Source organism: Prosthecobacter sp. (assembly GCF_014879935.1).
Lineage (GTDB): Bacteria > Verrucomicrobiota > Verrucomicrobiia > Verrucomicrobiales > Verrucomicrobiaceae > Prosthecobacter.
In genome coordinates this window covers 1-18,582 of the sequence record NZ_JACSRD010000198.1, presented here as the reverse complement: position 1 = coordinate 18,582, position 18,582 = coordinate 1, and the positions used below count along the sequence as shown (strand labels likewise).

The 18,582-nt window shown below is 64.2% G+C and carries 4 protein-coding genes; 1 reads left to right on the top strand and 3 read right to left on the bottom strand.

From position 1 onward, the window contains the following. Positions 1 to 3 precede the first annotated feature (3 nt). Entirely contained in the window at positions 4 to 4,680 is a 4,677-nt protein-coding gene (locus tag IAE77_RS21645) for a hypothetical protein (RefSeq protein ID WP_294231268.1), read from the top strand. A gap of 572 nt (positions 4,681 to 5,252) precedes the next feature. Here the strand turns inward: IAE77_RS21645 and IAE77_RS21640 are convergent. The 3 genes from IAE77_RS21640 to IAE77_RS21630 all read right to left on the bottom strand — a co-directional run bounded on the left by IAE77_RS21640 (position 5,253) and on the right by IAE77_RS21630 (position 18,561). Then, complete coding sequence (locus IAE77_RS21640; protein ID WP_294231266.1) at positions 5,253 to 6,845, bottom strand: hypothetical protein; 1,593 nt, start codon at positions 6,843 to 6,845, stop codon at positions 5,253 to 5,255. Between the two features lie 137 nt (positions 6,846 to 6,982). Next, the gene (locus IAE77_RS21635) at positions 6,983 to 7,636 is read right to left on the bottom strand and encodes a L,D-transpeptidase family protein (RefSeq protein ID WP_294231264.1); all 654 of its coding nucleotides are present in this window, start codon (positions 7,634 to 7,636) and stop codon (positions 6,983 to 6,985) included. Between the two features lie 44 nt (positions 7,637 to 7,680). Next, positions 7,681 to 18,561 carry an SdrD B-like domain-containing protein gene (locus IAE77_RS21630; protein ID WP_294231262.1) on the bottom strand — a complete coding sequence of 3,627 codons (10,881 nt, stop codon included), beginning with the start codon at positions 18,559 to 18,561 and terminating at the stop codon, positions 7,681 to 7,683. Positions 18,562 to 18,582: the final 21 nt, after the last annotated feature.

Sequence of the window (18,582 nt, the reverse complement as noted above, 5' to 3'; positions counted from 1 at the left end):
TTCATGAACCTCGCCCTACGCCCCGCCACGCACGAAGCTCTCGAACGCTTCCGTCTGCGCCGACAGTTCCTGCTGCAAGCCCGTGCGCTGCTCGCTGGCGCTGTCGTGGCCCTTGCCGCATTCACGCTGATCGCGTTGCTCGATCGTGCGTGGTTCATGCCGGACGGCTTGCGCCCGTGGCTCACGCTGGCCGTCTATGGTGGCGCCGTCTATGCCGCATGGCGGCTCGCCTGGCGCTTCATCGCTCAATCCAAGGGCAAAGAAGGCGCGGCGAAACTCATCGAGACCGTCGAACCCGCGCTGCATGAGCGCCTTCTCGCTGCGGTCGAGCTCGCCGACCCGCATGATGGTGCGAGCGTGAAGGACTCCATCGAGTTCCGTGAAAAGCTTCAGGACGATGTCGCCGCTGCCGTCGAGGGCATCGACTGGAAGGCAAAGCTGCCCACGCGGGCGCTCAAACCGTGGTTCATCGGCGTCGGCGCTGTGGTTGTGCTGGTGCTGGTTCTCTTCCTGGTGCCTGGGTTGCACATGGCCGGCTTCCTGGCCCGCGCTGCCCTGCCCTTCGCGAACCTGGAACGTCCTGCGTCAGTGAAAATCCGCATCCTGGAGCCTGCGAAGGCAGATGCGCTCGCCCCGATTGGTTCTGAAGTGCCGCTGGTCATCGAAACGGAAGGCCCGATGCCGGACGTGGCCACGCTCGAACTGCAAACCGAAGGCTCGAAGCCACGCCGCAACGAACTCTCCGCCGTCGGCACCACCCGTTTCGAAGGCGTGCTGCCCGTCGGACAGGCGGACGTCCGTTATCGCATCCATGCGGGTGACGCCATCAGCCCATGGCGCACGCTCAGCGCCCGCGCACGGCCACGCGTGACGGAATTCATCAAAACCATCGTTCCACCGGCCTACACCGGAGCCAAGGAAACCCAGGTGACCGAGGATCACGGCGATCTCGAAGCGCTCGACGGCTCCACCATCAGGCTCGCGCTCAAGACCAACCAGCCCGTCACAGAGAGCGATGTCTTTTTGAATCCAGACCTGCCGGAAAAGACCAAGGTGGCCGCCGGAACCGACGCGAACGGGCTGCTCACCGCCGACATCGCCATCAAGGCTGAGCACGCGTCGTGGCAGATCGCGCTGAAGTCGGAGGAAAGCGGCTTCACCAACGACGAGAGCACCCCGTGGCGCATCACCACGATTCCAGACCTGCCGCCTCTCGCGCAAATCAACGAGCCGGCGGAACAAATCGAACTGCTGCCTGACGAGGCCGTGCGTCTGGCGGGCATCACCTCCGACGATGTCGGCCTCAGCGCCGTGAAGATCGCCCACGCGATCAATGGCGCCGATTGGAGCGAGCGTGAAGTGCAGGTCACGAAGGCGGCGAAAGAAGCGCCAGTGCAGAGCCTCATTCCGCTGGCACCGCTCGGGGTTAAAACGGGCGACGCCCTGCTCGTGAAGCTCATCGCCATCGATCTGAAGGGACAGAAGGCCGAATCGCCGCCCGTGCGCGTGATCGTCCTCGAACAGACCATCGATCCACGTCAGCGTGACTGGGCGGAATCCCAACGCCGGCTGGCCCAGAAGGCCGAACGGCTCAACGAGCAGACTCGCGAGCTGGTGAAGGACATCGAGAAAGTGCGGAAGACGGAGAAGAACGCCCGCAAAGACCCCAATGCCGCCAAAAACGAGGCCGAGAACGCGCTCGCCAGCGCCCAGGAGAAGTTTGAGCAGGTCAAGGCGCAGGCGGATGATCTCTGGAAGGCCCTCAAAGACGCCGCACGCGACGCGCCGAACCAGCTCGACGCGTCGGAGACGCAGCTCCTGGGCGAACGCCTCGCGCAGATGCGCCGCGAGAACATCGCCGAGATGGAAAAGCTCAACGCGGATGCGATTGAAAACCCCGAGACGATCAAGAAGGCCGCCCATGAGGCGCACAGCCAGGCAAACATGATCGCCGACGCCGCACGCGCCTTCGCCGGCGAGACCACGGCGAAGATCGCCGCGCAGGAGGCGCAGCAGTTGCAGCGGCAGTCACGCATGCTCACGGAGAACGCCTTGCAGGCGAATCGTGACGCCGACCAGCGGCCGAAGTGGCAGGAGCAGCAGCGCGCGCTCATGGCGCAGACCAAGACGCTGCAAAAGGACATGCAGCAGATCGATGACACGCAGCGCGGCCGTTACCGTGGCCAGATCGAAAACGCGAACCGCCAGCTCGACGACACCTCGAACGATCTCGCCAGCAGCCTCGACAAGGCGGACCAGACGAAGAGTCCGGAGCATCTTTATGGCGCGTCGGACAACCTGCGCGGTCGTTTGCAGCAGGCGGCGGATGTTTCACGCAACATCGCCGAACAACTGGCGAACGAGGCCACGCAACGGCGTGAACAGCTCGCCCGCCAGGAGAATCCCGCGCTCGCGAAGCTCGAAGAAGCGAAGAACACGCTCGCCGTGGCGGAGAATGCCGCGCGTGATCCGCGTCAGAACAAACGCAACGACCGCGATGGCATGACGCCGGCCGAAAAAGCGCAGCAGCAGCTCGCCCAGGCTGCGAAACAGCTCCAGGACCAGGCGGAATTGCGGGAGCAGAACCAGCTGACGAACAATCAGGCCGCGCTCGACATGAACCGCGCCAGCCGTGCCGCCGATGAACTCGCCCGGCAGACGGCGGAGGCCCGCCAGCTTCCCCTTCCCTCGCAAGAAGAAGCAGAAAAGGCCCGCAAGTCGAACGCACCGCCTTCCGAGGCCCAGAAGGCCATGCAGCAAGTGAAGGACCAGGCCACGCAGCTCGCCCAGGCCACCCGTGCGCTGGAGGCGGACGCGCTGGCACAGGAAGCCGCGCAGGCGTTGGAGTCCGTGCAGGCAGAGGCCATGCGTCCTCAGAATCAGCAGGATCTGACACAGACCGCCGCGCAGGCTAAAGCCGCCGCCGAGGCCCTCCAGCAGCTCCCGGAGAAGATCAATCGCGCCCGTCTTGCTGAGGAAATGCAGAAGACCGATCCACAGGCCGCGAACAACCTGCGTCAGGTCGCGCAACAGGCCAGCGATGCGTCACGCAACGCGGCGGAGCAGAACAAGCAGCTCGCGCAACAGGCCGCGCAGCAACAAGCGGGTCAGGAATTGAACAACCAGCCCGCCCAGCAGGCCACGGCGGATGCGCAGATGAAGGCAAATCAACTCGCGGAGCAGTTGCAGCCGCAAATCGACGCCGCACGCGCCCAACTGGCCGCGATGACCCCGGAAGTCAGCGAGATGATGAAACGCGTGGCCGAGGACTTGAAAACGACGCAGCAGGAGACCCAAACCGCCGCGAATGAGGCGAAAGCCGAGAAACCTGTCGATCAGGTGGCGCAGAAGGCGCAGGAGCTGCGACCTGAAGCCGCCGAAAATGCGGAGAAGATGGAAGCCTTGCAGGCAGCGCTGCGTCAGGAGGCCAATGCGGCCGATCTGGCGAAGAAGCCGGATGCCGCGATGGCCCGCGTGGCGGATGTGGCACTGGCGCAGATGCAGCAGAAGTCGCCGCAGATCGCGCAGAACCTCAAACAGGCCGCCCAGGCCACCCAAAGCCAGCCACAGGCCCAGAATCTGCAGGCCGCGGCCGATGCGCAGCAGCAGACCGCGCAGGCCTTGCAGCAGCTCGCCCAGAACATCGAGAAGATGGAGCAGGGCCAGGAACTCACCGACGCCGAAAAGGCCGCCATGCAGCAGATGGAGCAGGAACTCGGCGTGCAGGAGCCTTTGGACGAGGCCTATGAGCGTGCGCAGCAGCTCGCGCAGATGGCGCAGGATGCGAAGCAGAACCCGCAGGCCGTTCTGGAGGCCTTGGAGAAGGAATTGCCAAAGAATCCTTCCATGCAGAAGGCGCTGGCGGAAACGGCGAAGGGCACCGCGCAGCAGGCGGAGCAGGCTGTCTCCAAGGAAACGCAGCAGGCCGTGCAGAATGGCATGGCGCAGAAGCAGGCGGCCAATGACCTCGCCCGCGTGTCACGCCACCAGCAGCGTCTTGGGCAGAAAGAGGCCGCGCAGCAGATCGCGCAGGCCAGCAACCAGCTCCAGCAGGCCGGTCAACAGGCCGAGGCCCAACAGGCGAATCCACAACCGAACGCCCAGGCCGCGCAGCAGAGCCAGGCCAGCGCCGCCCAGGCCGCGAAAGCCGCCGAAGCGACCGCCAGCGCGACCTCGCCGCCCATGCTCGCCTCGCCTCTCGAACAATTGCAGGGCCAGATGCTCGCCCAGGCGCTGGATCAGCTCGATGCCCAGCTTCATCCGATGCAGGGCGGCCAGCAGCAGGCTCAAAACGGCCAGCAGCAACAGCAGCAGGGCCAGGGACAGCAACAACAGGCGCAGAACTCCCTCAACGACGCGCAGCAGGCCCAGCAGCAGAGCATGGCCGACTCCCGCAACAACGGCCAGACGCCCGGCTCCAAGCCTTCCCAGCAGATGGCGCAGAATCAGCAGCAGAATCAAAACACCCAGGCGCAATCCGCCGAGGGCGGCAATCAGGCCACGCAGCTCAAGGACGGCGTGCTGGGCCAGATCACCGTGCTGGTGAACGGCGACTGGGGCCACCTGCCGCAAAAGATGGCCGACGACCTCACCGAAGCCACCCGCAGCGAAGCCGCCCCCGAATACCGCGCCGCGATTGAGAGCTACTACAAAGCCATCGCGAACAAAGCAAAGCGGTAGCGGTGGGAGTTCAGCAATGATGTTCGCTGTAGGAGCGCCAACGGCGCGGAACTCCTGAGCCCAGGATGAAATCCTGGGTTTCGTGAGCGGTCGGCAGGAGGGGATGAAACCCAGCCCTGCAAGGGCGGCACTCGACACTGTGCTCCCGCTGCCACCCTCCATTCGCCAAGGCCATCCTGAGACGAGTTTCGCCCTTTCAGGGCTTCACCGAACTCGGTATGCACGGTGGCATCTTGCACAACCAGGGTTTCACCCCTGGGCTGAGGAATGCCGCGCCGTTGGCGCTGAGTTCCCGCGCAGGTTCCTGGCGGGAGCTGACAAAGACAGTGTGCGTCTCTTCGGAGTTGGAGTCCAGGCTTTCAGCCGATCCGCAGGCTGGGAGACGTTCGGGTCGCCTGAAGGCTGGACTCCAACGTCTGCCGATGACTGCGTGCTCTGAATAGGTGGGCAGAATGCAGGCTGACGAGCGAAAGGAACCCGGCTGTCACTGTCACCTCTGGAGAGGCTGGCCCCATCTGACTCGTGTCCTCATCCATTCATTCGCCTCCACCGGGATGACAGGCGTCCGCCAATCACGGGGCGGGCGTGATCTTGAGGCGGATGAAGCGCTGACCTTTGCTGCCAGCAGGGACAGTGGCTTTGACGATTTGGATGGTGCCGTCGTCGCTCTGCACCTCCTGGGTGACACCGATGCTGCTCCAGGTGGCGGCGGTGAGGGAATCGCTCCATTCCACAGTGAAGAGGTCGCCCGCGTTCACGGCCGCGACACTGCGCTGATAGTTGTATTCGAGACTGGCTCCGGAACGGGCGGTGCTCACGGGCAGGGTGCTGCTGGCGGCGGGATCGAGAAGGCAGGCGCGCTCGATGAGGTTTGGAATGCCGTCGGCATCCGCATCAGCCGTGTCCGCAGCGGCACCGGTCTCCTCGACGGTGCCGAAGTGCGCCTGCCTCCATGCCTGGGCCTTGGAAAGGGCGGTGAGGGTCACGTCATTGCCATCGCCGCCGGTGTAGCTGATGACGAAGTCGTTGCCGCTGAGGCTGATGATGCTGCCCTGAGGCTGTCCGGAAAACCTCCCGGCGATGATGCCCGCGCTGGTCTTGTTGAGGATGACGAATGACGAGCCGACGGGAAGGTTCGCAGGGGCTGCCACGGCCAGGTTGCCGCTGAGGACCACGTCGCCAGCGACGGTGATGCTGCCACCGGAGCCAGCCGCGCCGTTGCCGAGATTGACGCTGAGGGTGGCGTTGTTCTGCAATTGGAGGCTGCTGTTGAGCGTGGTGGCGTTTTGCAGCGAAACCGTGCCACTGGAGATGGTCAGGGGCCGGGAGAGGGTGCCGCCAGCGGCGATGTTCTGCGTGGTGACCAGCACCGTGCCGCCGGTCAAGGCCGAGGCCCCAGTCTGCGACAGCGTCAGGGTCCCTGCGGTGGAATTGATGCCATTGATGATGACCGGAGAGCCTAGCACCAGCGACCCTGAGGACGACGTGGTGTTCGTGGAGTTGGCGAGGGTCAATGTGCCGGCACCACCGTTGATCAGGACGTTCGTCGGGGTTGTCGAGCCTGTGATCGTCAACGTGGCGCCGGTGGAGGCTCCCGACGTGGCGGGAATGGCGGTTGTGCCTGAAGCCAAGGTCAGAGTGGAGCCGCTGGTGGAAAGGACGTTGGTTGAGTTGTCAACGCCTGTGGTCAGCGTGGCACCCGTCCAAGCCCCCAACGAGATGGTAGCGTTGGTGTTGCCCGACGACAGGGTCAGGGTCGAACCGCTGGTGGAAAGGACATTCGTGGTGAGGGTACGATCTCCTCCGAACCATGTGGCGGTGCTGCCACCGCCCACCAGGTTGGTGGAGGTCGTCGGGTTGGCAACAACGGTGGCACCGGTGTAGCCCCCGGCCATGGCGGGGACGATGCTGCCATTCGCGAGGCTCACGCCGGAAAAATTGACGGGTGCCCAAAGAGTGGCGTCCGGCGCGAGCGCGAGACCTGTCACGAGCGTGTTGCCACCAGACCAGGTGGGGCTGCTGATGGCCAGCGTCCCGCCATACACAGGGCCACCTGTGGAACCGGCTGGTTCGTCCACAGGATCGCTGGTCTGTGCCGAAAGCGAGGTCACGCCGAAACTCACGACGAGTGTGGCGAGCCTCAGGAAACGGGCGGCGGGTTTCATTTCGGAGGTTTTTACCCGAGAGAGCCTGACTTTGGCAATCCGTTTTCTCGGACAAAATGCCGGGCAAAGGCCCCACAGGAAAACTCTGAACAGCGAGAGCGACGGGGTCTGCTTCTCCGCCGCGCCCCGTTGTGGCATCACGGCACGACCTTCACGGGCGTGCCGATGTGGACTTCGTGGTAGAATTTTTCGGCCATGTGTCCGGGGAGGCGGATGCAGCCGTGGGAGGCGGGGTAGCCGGGCAGATAGCCCTGGTGCATGCCGACGCCGCCGTAAATGCGCATGAAGTAGTACATCTTGGCCCCTTCGAACCGCGTGCCGGGCGGGCGCGGGTCTTTGCGGTTGTCGATGTTCTGCCAGATCACATTGCCGTCGAAGTCCTCGTAGTCGCCGTAGATGGAGGATTTGTGGTCGATGTCCTTTTCCAGGGTGCGGTAGCTGCCAGGAAGGGTGTCGTAGCCTTCTGAGCCGGAGGAAATCGGCGAGCCGCCGGCGAGTTCGCCGCCTTTGAAGAGATAGACCATCTGCTCGCCCAGATTGATCACGACGGAGGGCTTCCCGCGCATGTCATCGGCATACCAGAAGCTGCCGCGCGAGGAGTCGCCGCGGATGAGGTTCATGGCCCGACCGTGGACGAAGCGGGCGGCGGTGGGCACCTGGTGGGTGAAGAACCTTTTCCCCGCACGGCCGACCACACCGCCGTCGCGTGGGAAGACGCAACTGCTGAGGCAGGACGAAACGAAGACCAGGACGAGCAGCGAGGGAAGACGAAGGCGCGATGGGCAGCTCATGCGCGTGGCTTGTCGCGCACCCGCCGCGATTCGTCAAGACGCGGTCACGGACGCACGAGGAAGAAGGCGCGGAACGGATCGAACAGCGGCTGCGTGGTGACATCGACACCGGTGGCCTCGTCGATCCAGCGATCCTGCTCATTCAGCAGGTAGTTCTGGTAACTGGCGGCCGCAGGATCGGCATCGCCACGCCACAGGCGGAGACGGGAACCGGCGGCGTGTGATTGCGAGCCCGGCGAGCGCGTTGTGGCGAGTCCGGTGCCGATGAGGCGGGTGCCGGCGGCTTGCGGAAGGGCGAGCGCATTGACGCGCACCTCGCCGAGCAGGACGATGCTGACTGGCGTGCTGCGGATCTGCACCAGCAGCCCTTCCTGCGGCTGGATGATGCGCGGGGCGGCCTCAGGATCGGCGATGACGAGTGTCTGGAAGCTGTTCGCGGCGGAATCGAAGAACAAAGCGCGGTCAGACTCGTCCGCTGTGGCTCCGGATTGGAAGTTCCCGGCCGGAAGCAGGCCACCGAGCGTCCAGTGCGGACGAATGGCGACACGAGCACCGGCGAGGGCGGCATAAGCGTCGAGTTTGAGGCTGGAAGTGATTTCAAAAGTGCGACCGGCGAGCGAACCATCGAGCACTTCGAGGTAATGCGGCACGGCAGGCAGCGTAAGCGCGACGGGAAGCGTGATCTGGACGCCATCGACGCTGGAAACACGGCCGATGAAGGCCGCAGGACGTTGGAGCGGCATGGACAGGGTCTGTTTGCCCACGGCGAACTCGCGTTGGGTCAAGCCCTGCACTGACGTGAAGGCGGTGGCTTCAGCGGTGCCGTCGAGATCAGCATCGAGCAGGACTTTGACCCGGACGAACGGCGTGGTGAGCGAACGGAAGCGCAGTGTGGCGGTCTGATCGGCATTCGGCTGCACCGCAGGCGTGATGGCGAGCGACGACCACGTGGCGAGATCGGTGCTGCCTTCGAGGACATAGCGAAGGTCCCGCTGCTCGCCGGCGGCCCGTGTCAGCAACGCGTCCACCGCGCCCGAGGCGGCATTGACTTCGAGGCGGAAGCGGCTGGTCTGCACGCCGCTGGCAGCGGGTGTGCCGAGCGCGTATTCGAGCAGGTTCGTGAGGCCGTCGGCATCGGGGTCATCGGTGGCGCTGTTCTGGGACGCCAGCGCGGACTGTGACTGCCAGGTGGCAAAGGTGGCCGCAGGAGAAGAGACGGCTGGAGAGGTGGCCAGATCACGCGTCTCGTGCTGGGCGAGAGGAAGGCCCAGTCCAAGCCCCAACACACTGAAGCCGAAATCGATGGTCATGATGCCGGAGGAGTCGGCGGTGTCGTCCATGAAGGATTCAAAACCGTTTTCACCGTAGGTCGAGGTGACGCCGGTGTTCACCGGCATGGTGCCATAACCGAGATTGATTATGCCCGAGGAGACACCCGTCACCGCAGGGAGGGACGGATCAGCACCATTTTCGTCGTAACGATCGTCGAGATTGGTGTTGGCGTTGGTGGTAAGCGTGACATTGCCGAGGCCGATGACGGAGTTCAGGCCTGCGAGCGGAGCACCCGTGGCGAACATCTCTTTCGGAATGTGGACGTAGTAGGCCGCAGCCGAGGTGGCGTAGAGCATGTAGGTGCCGTTGGCCGAGGTCACGGCCTCCGAGACAGGGGTTGCGGTGACCGCCTGCGACTGCTGGAAGAGGCGGACGGTGACGTTCGGCACAGGCAGGTCGATGCCGGACTCAAAGGTGCCGTTGTCGTTCACATCGCGGAAGACGAGGTTGCCCACCATGATGGCCTTCGGTTTGAGGCCGAAGTCGAAGGTGAGGTTGATGTTGGCGTCGTCCGCATTGTCGCTGGTCTTGTCGAACCCGGTCTCGCGGCCATCGGCATCGGTCGGCTGCGTGCCAGCGCCTGCGGAATAGGCGGCGGTGACGACGCCGGTGGTCTCGGGGCTGGTGGCAGGCTGCGCGTTCTGATTCAGATCGTCGTCGTTGCCAGAAGTGCTGAGCACGCTCGGCACGAGGAAGGCCAGCCTGCCGGAGGCGGTGAACTGCGCGGCCGGAATGCGCACCTTGTAGGTGTGCGGCGTGATCGCCGGCGGTGCGTAGAGGATGTAAGCGCCGGTCGTGGTGGTCGTGGTGGATCCGATCACGGTCTCATTGGCACTGCCATCCGAGTGGACGAGCTCCACGGTGATGCCAGGGATGCCCGCATCCGCACCGGCGGTGTATTTGCCGTCGGCGTTGTTGTCACGGAACACGAGATTGCCCACGCCGAGGCGCGTGGCGAAGCCGAAGTCGATGGTGAGATCGACGCTGCTGTCCTTGCCATTGTCATCGGAGCCCATGATGCCGCTTTCGGCGGCGCCTGCGGGAGCAGCGCCGGCCAAGAGCGTGACAGGTGGTGCGGTGGTGCCGACCTGCTCAGGATTCTGCACATCCATGCCGTCCTCGCCGATGTTGTCATCGCCGGAGCCGGACTGATGACCGCGCAGGGAGATCTTCTGGTAGAGCGGGCCGTTGCCGGGCGTGCCGCCGTTGATGCTGATGTTGTTTTTGAAGTTGTCCGCGGCGACGTGGACGGTGTAGGTGCCGGGGCTGAGATGGTCGAAGAGATAGCGCCCGTCAGCGCCTGTGTAAGTGCTGCGGATGAAGCTGGTGGAGCCCGCGTTGCCAGCGCCGGCATAGAGCAGCATCCAGACGCCGGGCACGCCCTCGCCAGCGTCGGCCACGCCGTTGTTGTTGGCATCGAAGAAGACGAGATTGCCGATGCTCATGAGCTCCGGTGTCGTGCCGCCGACAAAGCCGAAGTCGATGGTCAGATCGACATCGCTGTCGTTGTACTCGTCGGCATCGGCCAGGAAGCCGGACTCCGTCGTGTCGCCAGTGGCCTCCGAGTCGTAGGCGAGATCGAAGACGATGGAGCTGATGCCGGTGGCGGCCGGATTCGCGGCATCGATGCCATTTTCGCCGCGGTCATCATCGGTGCCGTCGTCACCGCCCCAGCCATTGACGGAGGTGGCGCCTTCGAGGGCTGTGCCGGTGAACTGGGAGGCTGGGATGTGCATGAAGTACTCCCCGGCCTCATAGGTGCTGAGAAGGAAGGAACCGTCGATGGCGGTGATCGTCTCCATCACCGGAGTGCTGCTGCCGGGAACGTCACCGAGGCGGTACAACTGCACCTGGATGCCGGAGACGCCGTAGTCGGTGTTGTCATAGACTCCGTTGCCGTCGAGATCGCGGAAGACGAGGTTGCCGACGCTCAGCGGTTTCGGTGAGAAGCCGAGGTCCACAGTGAGATCGACGTCCGCATCGGCGAAGTCATCCATTTCAGACAGATAGCCGGTTTCATCCGTCTCCGCCGCCGGTGCGAGACCGGGAAGGACTGTGAAGAAGGCGGTGCGGACACCTTCGACAAGTACGGAGCCGGTGGTGTAGCCATCCTGGCCGACATCGTCGTCTCCAGCGGTCGAGGAAGCCGTGGTGGTCGTGGTGTTGACCGGCTTCGACGGCACCAGATTGGCCAGCGCACCGCCCTCGGCGAAGTTCGAGGCAGGAACGCGCACCTGATACATGCCCGGGGCCACGTTGAAATTGTAGAGGCCGCCGCCGAAGGTCGGCGTGGTGGCGACCGGCTCGGTGGCGGAGGCCAGATTCGGCCAGAGCTGGACGGTGACGCCATCAATGCCACTTTCGACGTTCGGATCGAAGATGCCATCGTTGTTCATGTCGTTGAAGACCAGATTGCCGATGGAAACCTGAGGCACGAATCCAAGATCGATGGTGAGATTGACGGCAGTGTCGTTCAAATCATCGCTGGAGCCGAGATGCCCCGCCTCCTGGCTGCCGGTCGGCCCGTTCACTGCGGTGAGTTCGAAGACGGCGGTGTCGATGCCGGTGCCGGCAGGATTGCCACTGTCCACACCGTCCTCGCCGAGGTGGTCGTCGCCGGATTGCGTGCCGGACACACTGGCGTGGAAATAAAGCGGCATGCCGAACTCGAACTGGCTGGAAGGAATGCGGATGTAATAGCGGCCGGCCTGCAGATCGCTGAACAGGTAGGTGCCATCCACGGCGGTGACGGTGGTGGACAGCGGGGCGTCAAACGGCGGCACCATGCCCTCCGCATAGAGTTCAACGGTCACACCACCGATGCCTTCACCAGCGTCAGCGCGGCCGTTGTAGTTCGAGTCGATGAAGACAAGATTGCCGACGCCGACGGAGCGGAAGAAGCCGAAGTCGATGGTGAGGTCGGTGTTGTCGTCGTTGACGTTGTCGATGTAGGCCGCCGTGCCGAACTCGCCGAGGGAGTCGGTGGGTTCCTCATCCGGCATGAGCGTGAACACATTCGACACGATGCCGGTGGAGGCCGGATCGACGGAGTCGCTGCCGTTTTCATCAAAGTCATCGTCCACACCATCATCCCCGCCTTCGCCAGGCATCGAATGCCAGCCTGCGAGGAGTTTGCCAGGAGCGAATTCTGACGGCGGGATGAAGACCTTGTAGTCGCCGGAGGTGAGGTTGCTGAACTGGTAGAGACCGCCATTGCTGGTGATCTGCGTCGCGAGCGGCGTGGAACTGAGCGGATCGGCCGCCGCATCAAAGAGCTGCACCTTCACGCCATCGACGCCTTCGCCCTCATCGCGGAATCCGCTGCCGTTCAGGTCGAGGAACACGAGATTGCCGACGCCGACGCTGTTCGGATTCGCCGGGGCGAAGGAGAAGTCGAAGGTGAGGTTGAAGTTGTCGTCATCGAAGGTGTCGGCATCAGCATCGGTGCCCGTCTCGCCATCGGCGGCGACAGGCGAGCCATCCACCTCCAGGGCAAAGACAGCGCTGCTGATGCCATTGAGGAACGGCGTGGGATCATCAATGCCGTCGTCATTCTGCGGCACGTTGTCATCCAGAGCGATCTCCACCGGATTCGAACCCGTGGACGAGGCCAGCCCGTTGAGCGGGCGGCCTGCCTCGAATTCGGAGGCGGGGATGTGCAGACGGTATTCACCCGCCGGCAGGGAGCCGAAGAAGTATTTCCCGCCATCGCTGGTGATGTCGGTGAAGACTGGCAGGCTGAAGCCCGGCGTCTGGTTGCCGCGATACAACTGTACCGTGACGCCATCGACACCCTCGCCCGCATCGGCGAAACCGTTGCCGTTGCCGTCGATGTAAACCAGATTGCCGACACCGACCGGCGTCTGGAAGCCGAAGTCGATCGTCAGATCGACCGCAGCGTCGATTTGATTGTCCGTGGTGGCCTCGAAGCCGGTTTCTCCGCTGTCATCGGTCGGCGCATTGCCCGGGAAGAGGCTGGTGACGAGGGAGGAGACCCCGTTCACGGCTGGATCGCCATTGTTCACGCCATCCTCGCCAACATCGTCATCGCCCACGAGGCCTTCGAGGATGCTGATGCGCTGATAGAGCGGCGCTCCGGAAGCGAACTGAGTGGACGGGATGTGGACGATGTAGTTGCCTGGACGGAGGAAGTTGAAGCCGTAGCGGCCGACGGAGTCGGTGGTGGTGAAGGCCAGCGGACTGTCCACCTCAGGGAACTGGGTGTCAGAATACAGCTCCACACGCACTCCAGCCAGGCCTTCGCCAGTGTCAAAGCCGCCGCTGGAGTCAATGTCATCGAAGACGAGGTTCCCCAGGGCCACCGGACGGAACAGGCCGAAGTCCACGGTCAGGTTGATGTTGAAGTCATCAAGGTCGGTGGAGTTGTCGTAGCCGGTCTCGCCTTCGTCGTCGGTGGGCGCCTGCTCACGCACGAGATTGACCATGCTGCTGCTGATGCCGGTGACCCACGGCTCGTCGCTGTCGAGCGAGTCCTCGCCCGTGTCATCATCACCCGAGGTGTAACCTGGAAGGCTGAAGAGACCGCGCAGGTTGCCGGTGGATTCAAACTGGGCCGCTGGCAGATGGAGGAAATACTGGCCCTGCCACAGATTGCTGAAGAGGAAGAGACCGCCGTCCGCCGTGACGGTGGTGCCCACGGGCTGGGTGACGCCCGGGGTATCGCCCCAGCGATACAGCTCGACCACGGCCTCGTCGCGGCCTTCGCCCACGTCGAAGCGGTTGTTGCCGTTGGCGTCCACGAACACCAGGTTGCCGATGCCCATGATGCCGGGCTCCACGAAGCCGAAGTCGATCGTCATGTCGCCATTGGCATCGACAGTGTAATCGTCGATTTCGCCGCCGCGTCCATGTTCTGCGGAGCCGGCGGTACCGTCACCCAGCGGCTCGGAGCCCGGTGTCAGGGTGATGAGCGGGCTCTTCACCACCGTTTTAGGCCCGTCTGGCTGACGACCGCTGTCATCACCATCGATCTGATCATCAAGGATGGAGGAAATCGGGCTGCTGTAGCCGCTGCCGGCGAGCGGCAGGCCTTCGACGAAGTTCGATTCGGGGATCTGCACCTGATACACGCCGGGAGCCTGGCCGGAGAAGTAGTAGCGGCCGTTCGTGTCGGTGTAAGTCCAGCCGATGAGCACTTCGGCACCGTCGGCGGAGTTGCCGTTGAGATCGCGCCAGAGTTCGACACGCACGCCGGAGATTCCGAGCTCATCCGCGTCGTGGATGCCGTCTGCGTCGAGATCATTCCAGACCAGCGAGCCGATGGAGACCGAATCCGGCAACGGTGCGAACGGACGGCCGATGGCGAGGTCACGCGGACCCGCCCAGATTTCGTTGTTCGGTCCCGGCGGACGCGGGATCGGCACTTCATGGACGCTGACTGTGCCGTTCGGCGCACTGGCGACATTCACGCGCAGCAAGGCGCCGCTGATGTAGGTGCCCGGGTTCACCGGCTTGCCCCAGTGATAACCGGAGATGTACAAATGGCCGTCCGCAGGATTGAATTCGATGTCGCGCGTGTCCACGTCTCCCCTGCCCGCGCTGGAGATGGTGGCGATGAGCTGCGGCAGGCCCGCGGCGGAGGGCGTGGTGAGATCGACGGAGAAGATCTCACCGTCACTGCGGTTCACGCCGTAGAGCGCGTTGCCTTCGATGTCGATGCCGGAGATCAGCGCGATGGGCTGCCCTCCAGGCACCATGTCCACCAGCTCGATGTCGGTGACGATGGTGTTGAGGAACTCGCCGGTGGTGGCGTTGTAGCGGCGGACCTCGCGCAACACGCTGGTCTGCACCACGAGGTAGAGATTGCCATCCGGGCCGAAGTTCAGGTCCTCGATGCCGGTCTGGGAGATGAAGGTGTAAGGCGCGGTGCCGATCGGAGCGCCGGGCGTCGTGCCCGTGGGGCCCTGGAAGCGCACGATGCGGCCGCCGTTCACATCCACCACGTAGAAGTTGCCGTCCGGGCCGATGGTGAACTGCGCGATGAGGCTGACGCTGGCCGTGCTGTTGTCGAGCACCGGCCCCATATCCACGCCAGCGGCGCTGATCTTGCGGATGTTGCTGGCACCGTAGTGCGCCACATACCAGTGGCCATCCTGGCCGAGTTCGATGGCGTAAGGCACGTCGCCATAATCCGCATTGCCCTGGCTCTGGCTGTTGCCAAAGGCCGGAACGAGTGATCCCGAATACAAGCCGGTCGTGGCATTGAAGGTCTGGATGCTGTCCGCCTGTGTGGCGGAGACGTAGATGCTCGGCGTCAGATTGACGAAGCCGAAGTCGATGGTGAGCTCCTCATACGTGCCGCCGCCGGTGCCGGGCTCGTCGGCCGGGCTGAGGGCGATGACCGGGCTGTAAACGGAGCCGGCGTTCACCTGATGGCCGTTGTCGTCGTTATCGACGCCATTGTCGGTGAAGGCGGTGCTGCTGCTGGACAACGGCTGTGCGGGCGGCGGCGCTGGAATACGCACATAGACATTCCCCGGTGGCAGCGCGGTGAAGAGATACGCGCCCGTGGCGGAGGTCTGCGTGGTCTTCAGCAGCGTGTCGTCGATGCCGCCGATGCGGTCGTCCGCGCCTGCGGACCAGAGCTGCACGGTGACGCTCTCGATGCCGGGCTCGCCGCCGTCACGGAGACCGTTGTCGTTGGTGTCCTGCCACACCAGATTGCCCACGCTCATGCCGCGGAAGAGGCCGAAATCGACGGTGTACTCGGTGTCCGCATCACCATCATCCAGCGTCGGCTCTCCACCGGTGACCAAAGTGACGACTGGCGAGAAGACCGCCGTTCCCGGACCATCCGGCTGGGAGGCGGCGTTGTTGTCGTTGTCGATGCCGTTGTCGAGGTCCACCGGATTGCCACCGCGGATGTTCAGCGACGACGGCATGATCACGCGCATGAAGAATTTGCCCGGCTGAAGGTTGTCGAAGTGATACTGACCCAGAGCACCGGTGGTGGCGGAGCGGAGCATGAGGTCGCTGTTTGGACCGGTGCCGCCGATGAGGCCGTCCGCACCTGGATCCCAGAGCTCGACCGTGACATCCTTGATGCCCGGCTCGCCCACATCCCGCAGGCCGTTGAAGTTCGTGTCTTCGTAAACGAGATCACCGAGGCTGAGACCTTTGACCAGCAGCGAGCACGACTGCGTGGAGGAGCAGCCATAGGCGTCCGTGACGCGGATCGTGAACGCCGCGGTGCCATACACGGTGGAAGTGCCGGAAAGCAGGCCGGAGGACGACAGGGTGATGCCCGCAGGCGGCGAACCGGCAATCACGGACCAGGTGTAAGGCCCGGTGCCGCCGGTGACGCTGAACTGGCGGCTGTAAGGCGTGCCGTAGTAGGCGCTCGTCAGTGTCGTCGGCGTGATGCTGATGCCAGGGCAGTTCACCGCGAGCGTGTGGAGCTTGGTGTTCACGCAATTGAACGCATCCGTGACCTGCACGGTGAAGGACGCCGTCGTCGCCTGTGTCGGCGTGCCGGAGAGGATGCCTGTGGAGCTGAGCGAGAGGCCCGGAGGCAGCGAGCCGCTGATCACACTCCACACATAAGGCGCACCACCGCCGCTGGCGCTCAACGGAGCGGAGTAAGCCGTGCCGACGACACCGCTAGAAAGCGTGTCAGGAGAGATGGCGAGGGCCGGACACACGATGGTGATCGTGTAGGGCTGAGTTCCAGGCGCTCCATTGGCATCCAGCGCCTGCACAGTGAAGCTGTAGTCGCCCGGAGCGGAGGTCGTGGTGCCGGAGATCACGCCAGTGGAGGAGATCGTGATGCCGGAAGGCAGATTGCCCGTGAGTTTGCTGAAGGTGTATGGCGCAGTGCCGCCGCTGGCGGTGACCTGCTGGAAGTAGGGCACGAGGCGAGTCGCATTCGGCAGCGTGGGCGGCAGGATGGTGATCGGCGGATAGTCCACCGTGAAGGTGTAGGACTGGGTGCCGACGCAGTTCTCCGCATCCGTCGCCCTCACCACAAAGGTGCTGCTGCCCAGGCCGGTGGGAGTGCCGCTGAGCACACCGCTGGTGCTCAAGGTCATGCCGGTGGGCAGCACTCCGGAGCTGACAGTCCAGGTGTAAGGCGCGGTGCCGCCACCGACGGACAGCGTGCGGCTGTAGGACGCATACTGCACTGCGGAAGGCAGCGGAACGGGTCCGATGGACAGCGCCGGACATGCGATCACGATGCGCAGAGGCTGCGTCGCGGAGCAGTTCACGCCATCGGTGGCACGGACGGTGAAGTCGTAGTTGCCGGGCGTTCCAGTGGGCGTTCCGGAGATGAGTCCCGCATTCGAGAAGGTCAATCCGGCGGGAAGCGTGCCGGAAGCCAGCGACCAGATGTAGGGCGCGGTGCCACCGGCGGCCGCGAGCTGCTGGGAGGCATACACCACGTTTTTCGTGCCGCCTGGCAGGGTCGTCGGCGTGATGGTGATCGCCGGGCAGTTCACCACGACGGCATACACGGCGGAGCTTTGGCAGCCGTTGGCATCGGTGACGGTCACGGTCACGTTGTAAGTGCCCGGAGCGCTGGAAGGCGTGCCGCTGAGCACACCACCCGAGCTCAGATTCATGCCCGTGGGCAGGGCACCGAGGTAGCTCCATTGATAAGGCGAGGTGCCGCTGGAAGCCGTGAGCGTGCGCGGCGTGTAGGCCGCGTATTGCGTGGCGGCGGGCAGCGTGGCTGGCGAGATGGCGATGGTCGGGCAGGTGATCGTCCACGGAATCGTGGTGTCGAGCGAACAGCCGTTGGCATCGGTGGCACGGATCACGAAGCTGTAGCTGCCAGGGCTTCCGGTGATCGTGCCGGACAGCACACCGCCGGAGGAAAGCGTCAGGCCCGCCGGGATGGCGCCTGATGGATTGCTGAAGGTGTAAGGCGAAGTGCCGCCGCTCGCGGTGAAGGTCTGGTTGATCACCGCTCCCTGGGCCACCGACGCCAGCGACGTCGGCGAAAGGGAGATCGTGGGGCACACGACCGCGAGCGTCATCGCTTTCGTCGCCACACAGCCTGAGGCATCAATCGAGCGCACGGTGAAGCTGTAAGTGGCCGGGACTGCCGTCGGCGTGCCGCTCAGAATACCGGAACTGGCCAGGGTGAGGCCTGTCGGCAGCGCACCGGCGGAAACCGACCAGTTGTAAGGCGAATTGCCACCAGCAGCGCTGAAGGTGGCGCTGTAGGCGCTGCCCTTCATCGCATTCGTGAGCGTCGCCGGTGTGATGGTGACCGCCGGGCAGGCACGCAGGCCGAAGTCGATGGTGTTTTCCGTGTTGCTGACTCCGCTGGTGCCCGGCTCGCCGCCAGGGGTGAGCTGGAAGACCATGCTGCTCACCGCCGTGCCGGCACCGGCAGGCTGCGTGCCGTTGTTGTCATTGTTCACGCCGTTGTCCGTCGAGACAACACTGCCGCTGGCGAGCGAGTAGGCTGCAGGCGGCGTCAGGCGCACGTAGTAGCGGCCTGCGGTGTAAACCTTGAAGCTGTAGGAGCCATTGCTGAGCGTGGAAGTGGTCTGAAGCGACACATCAGCGTCACCGCCCGTGCCGCCGATGACGTTGTCAGCGCCCGGGCTCATCAGTTCGACCGCCACGCCACCGAGTCCGGACTCGGT

Bases quoted from the DNA above. Each gene is read 5' to 3' on its own strand.
- IAE77_RS21640 (WP_294231266.1), bottom strand. From the start codon at position 6,845: ATGAAACCCGCCGCCCGTTTCCTGAGGCTCGCCACACTCGTCGTGAGT.
- IAE77_RS21645 (WP_294231268.1), top strand. From the start codon at position 4: ATGAACCTCGCCCTACGCCCCGCCACGCACGAAGCTCTCGAACGCTTC.
- IAE77_RS21635 (WP_294231264.1), bottom strand. From the start codon at position 7,636: ATGAGCTGCCCATCGCGCCTTCGTCTTCCCTCGCTGCTCGTCCTGGTC.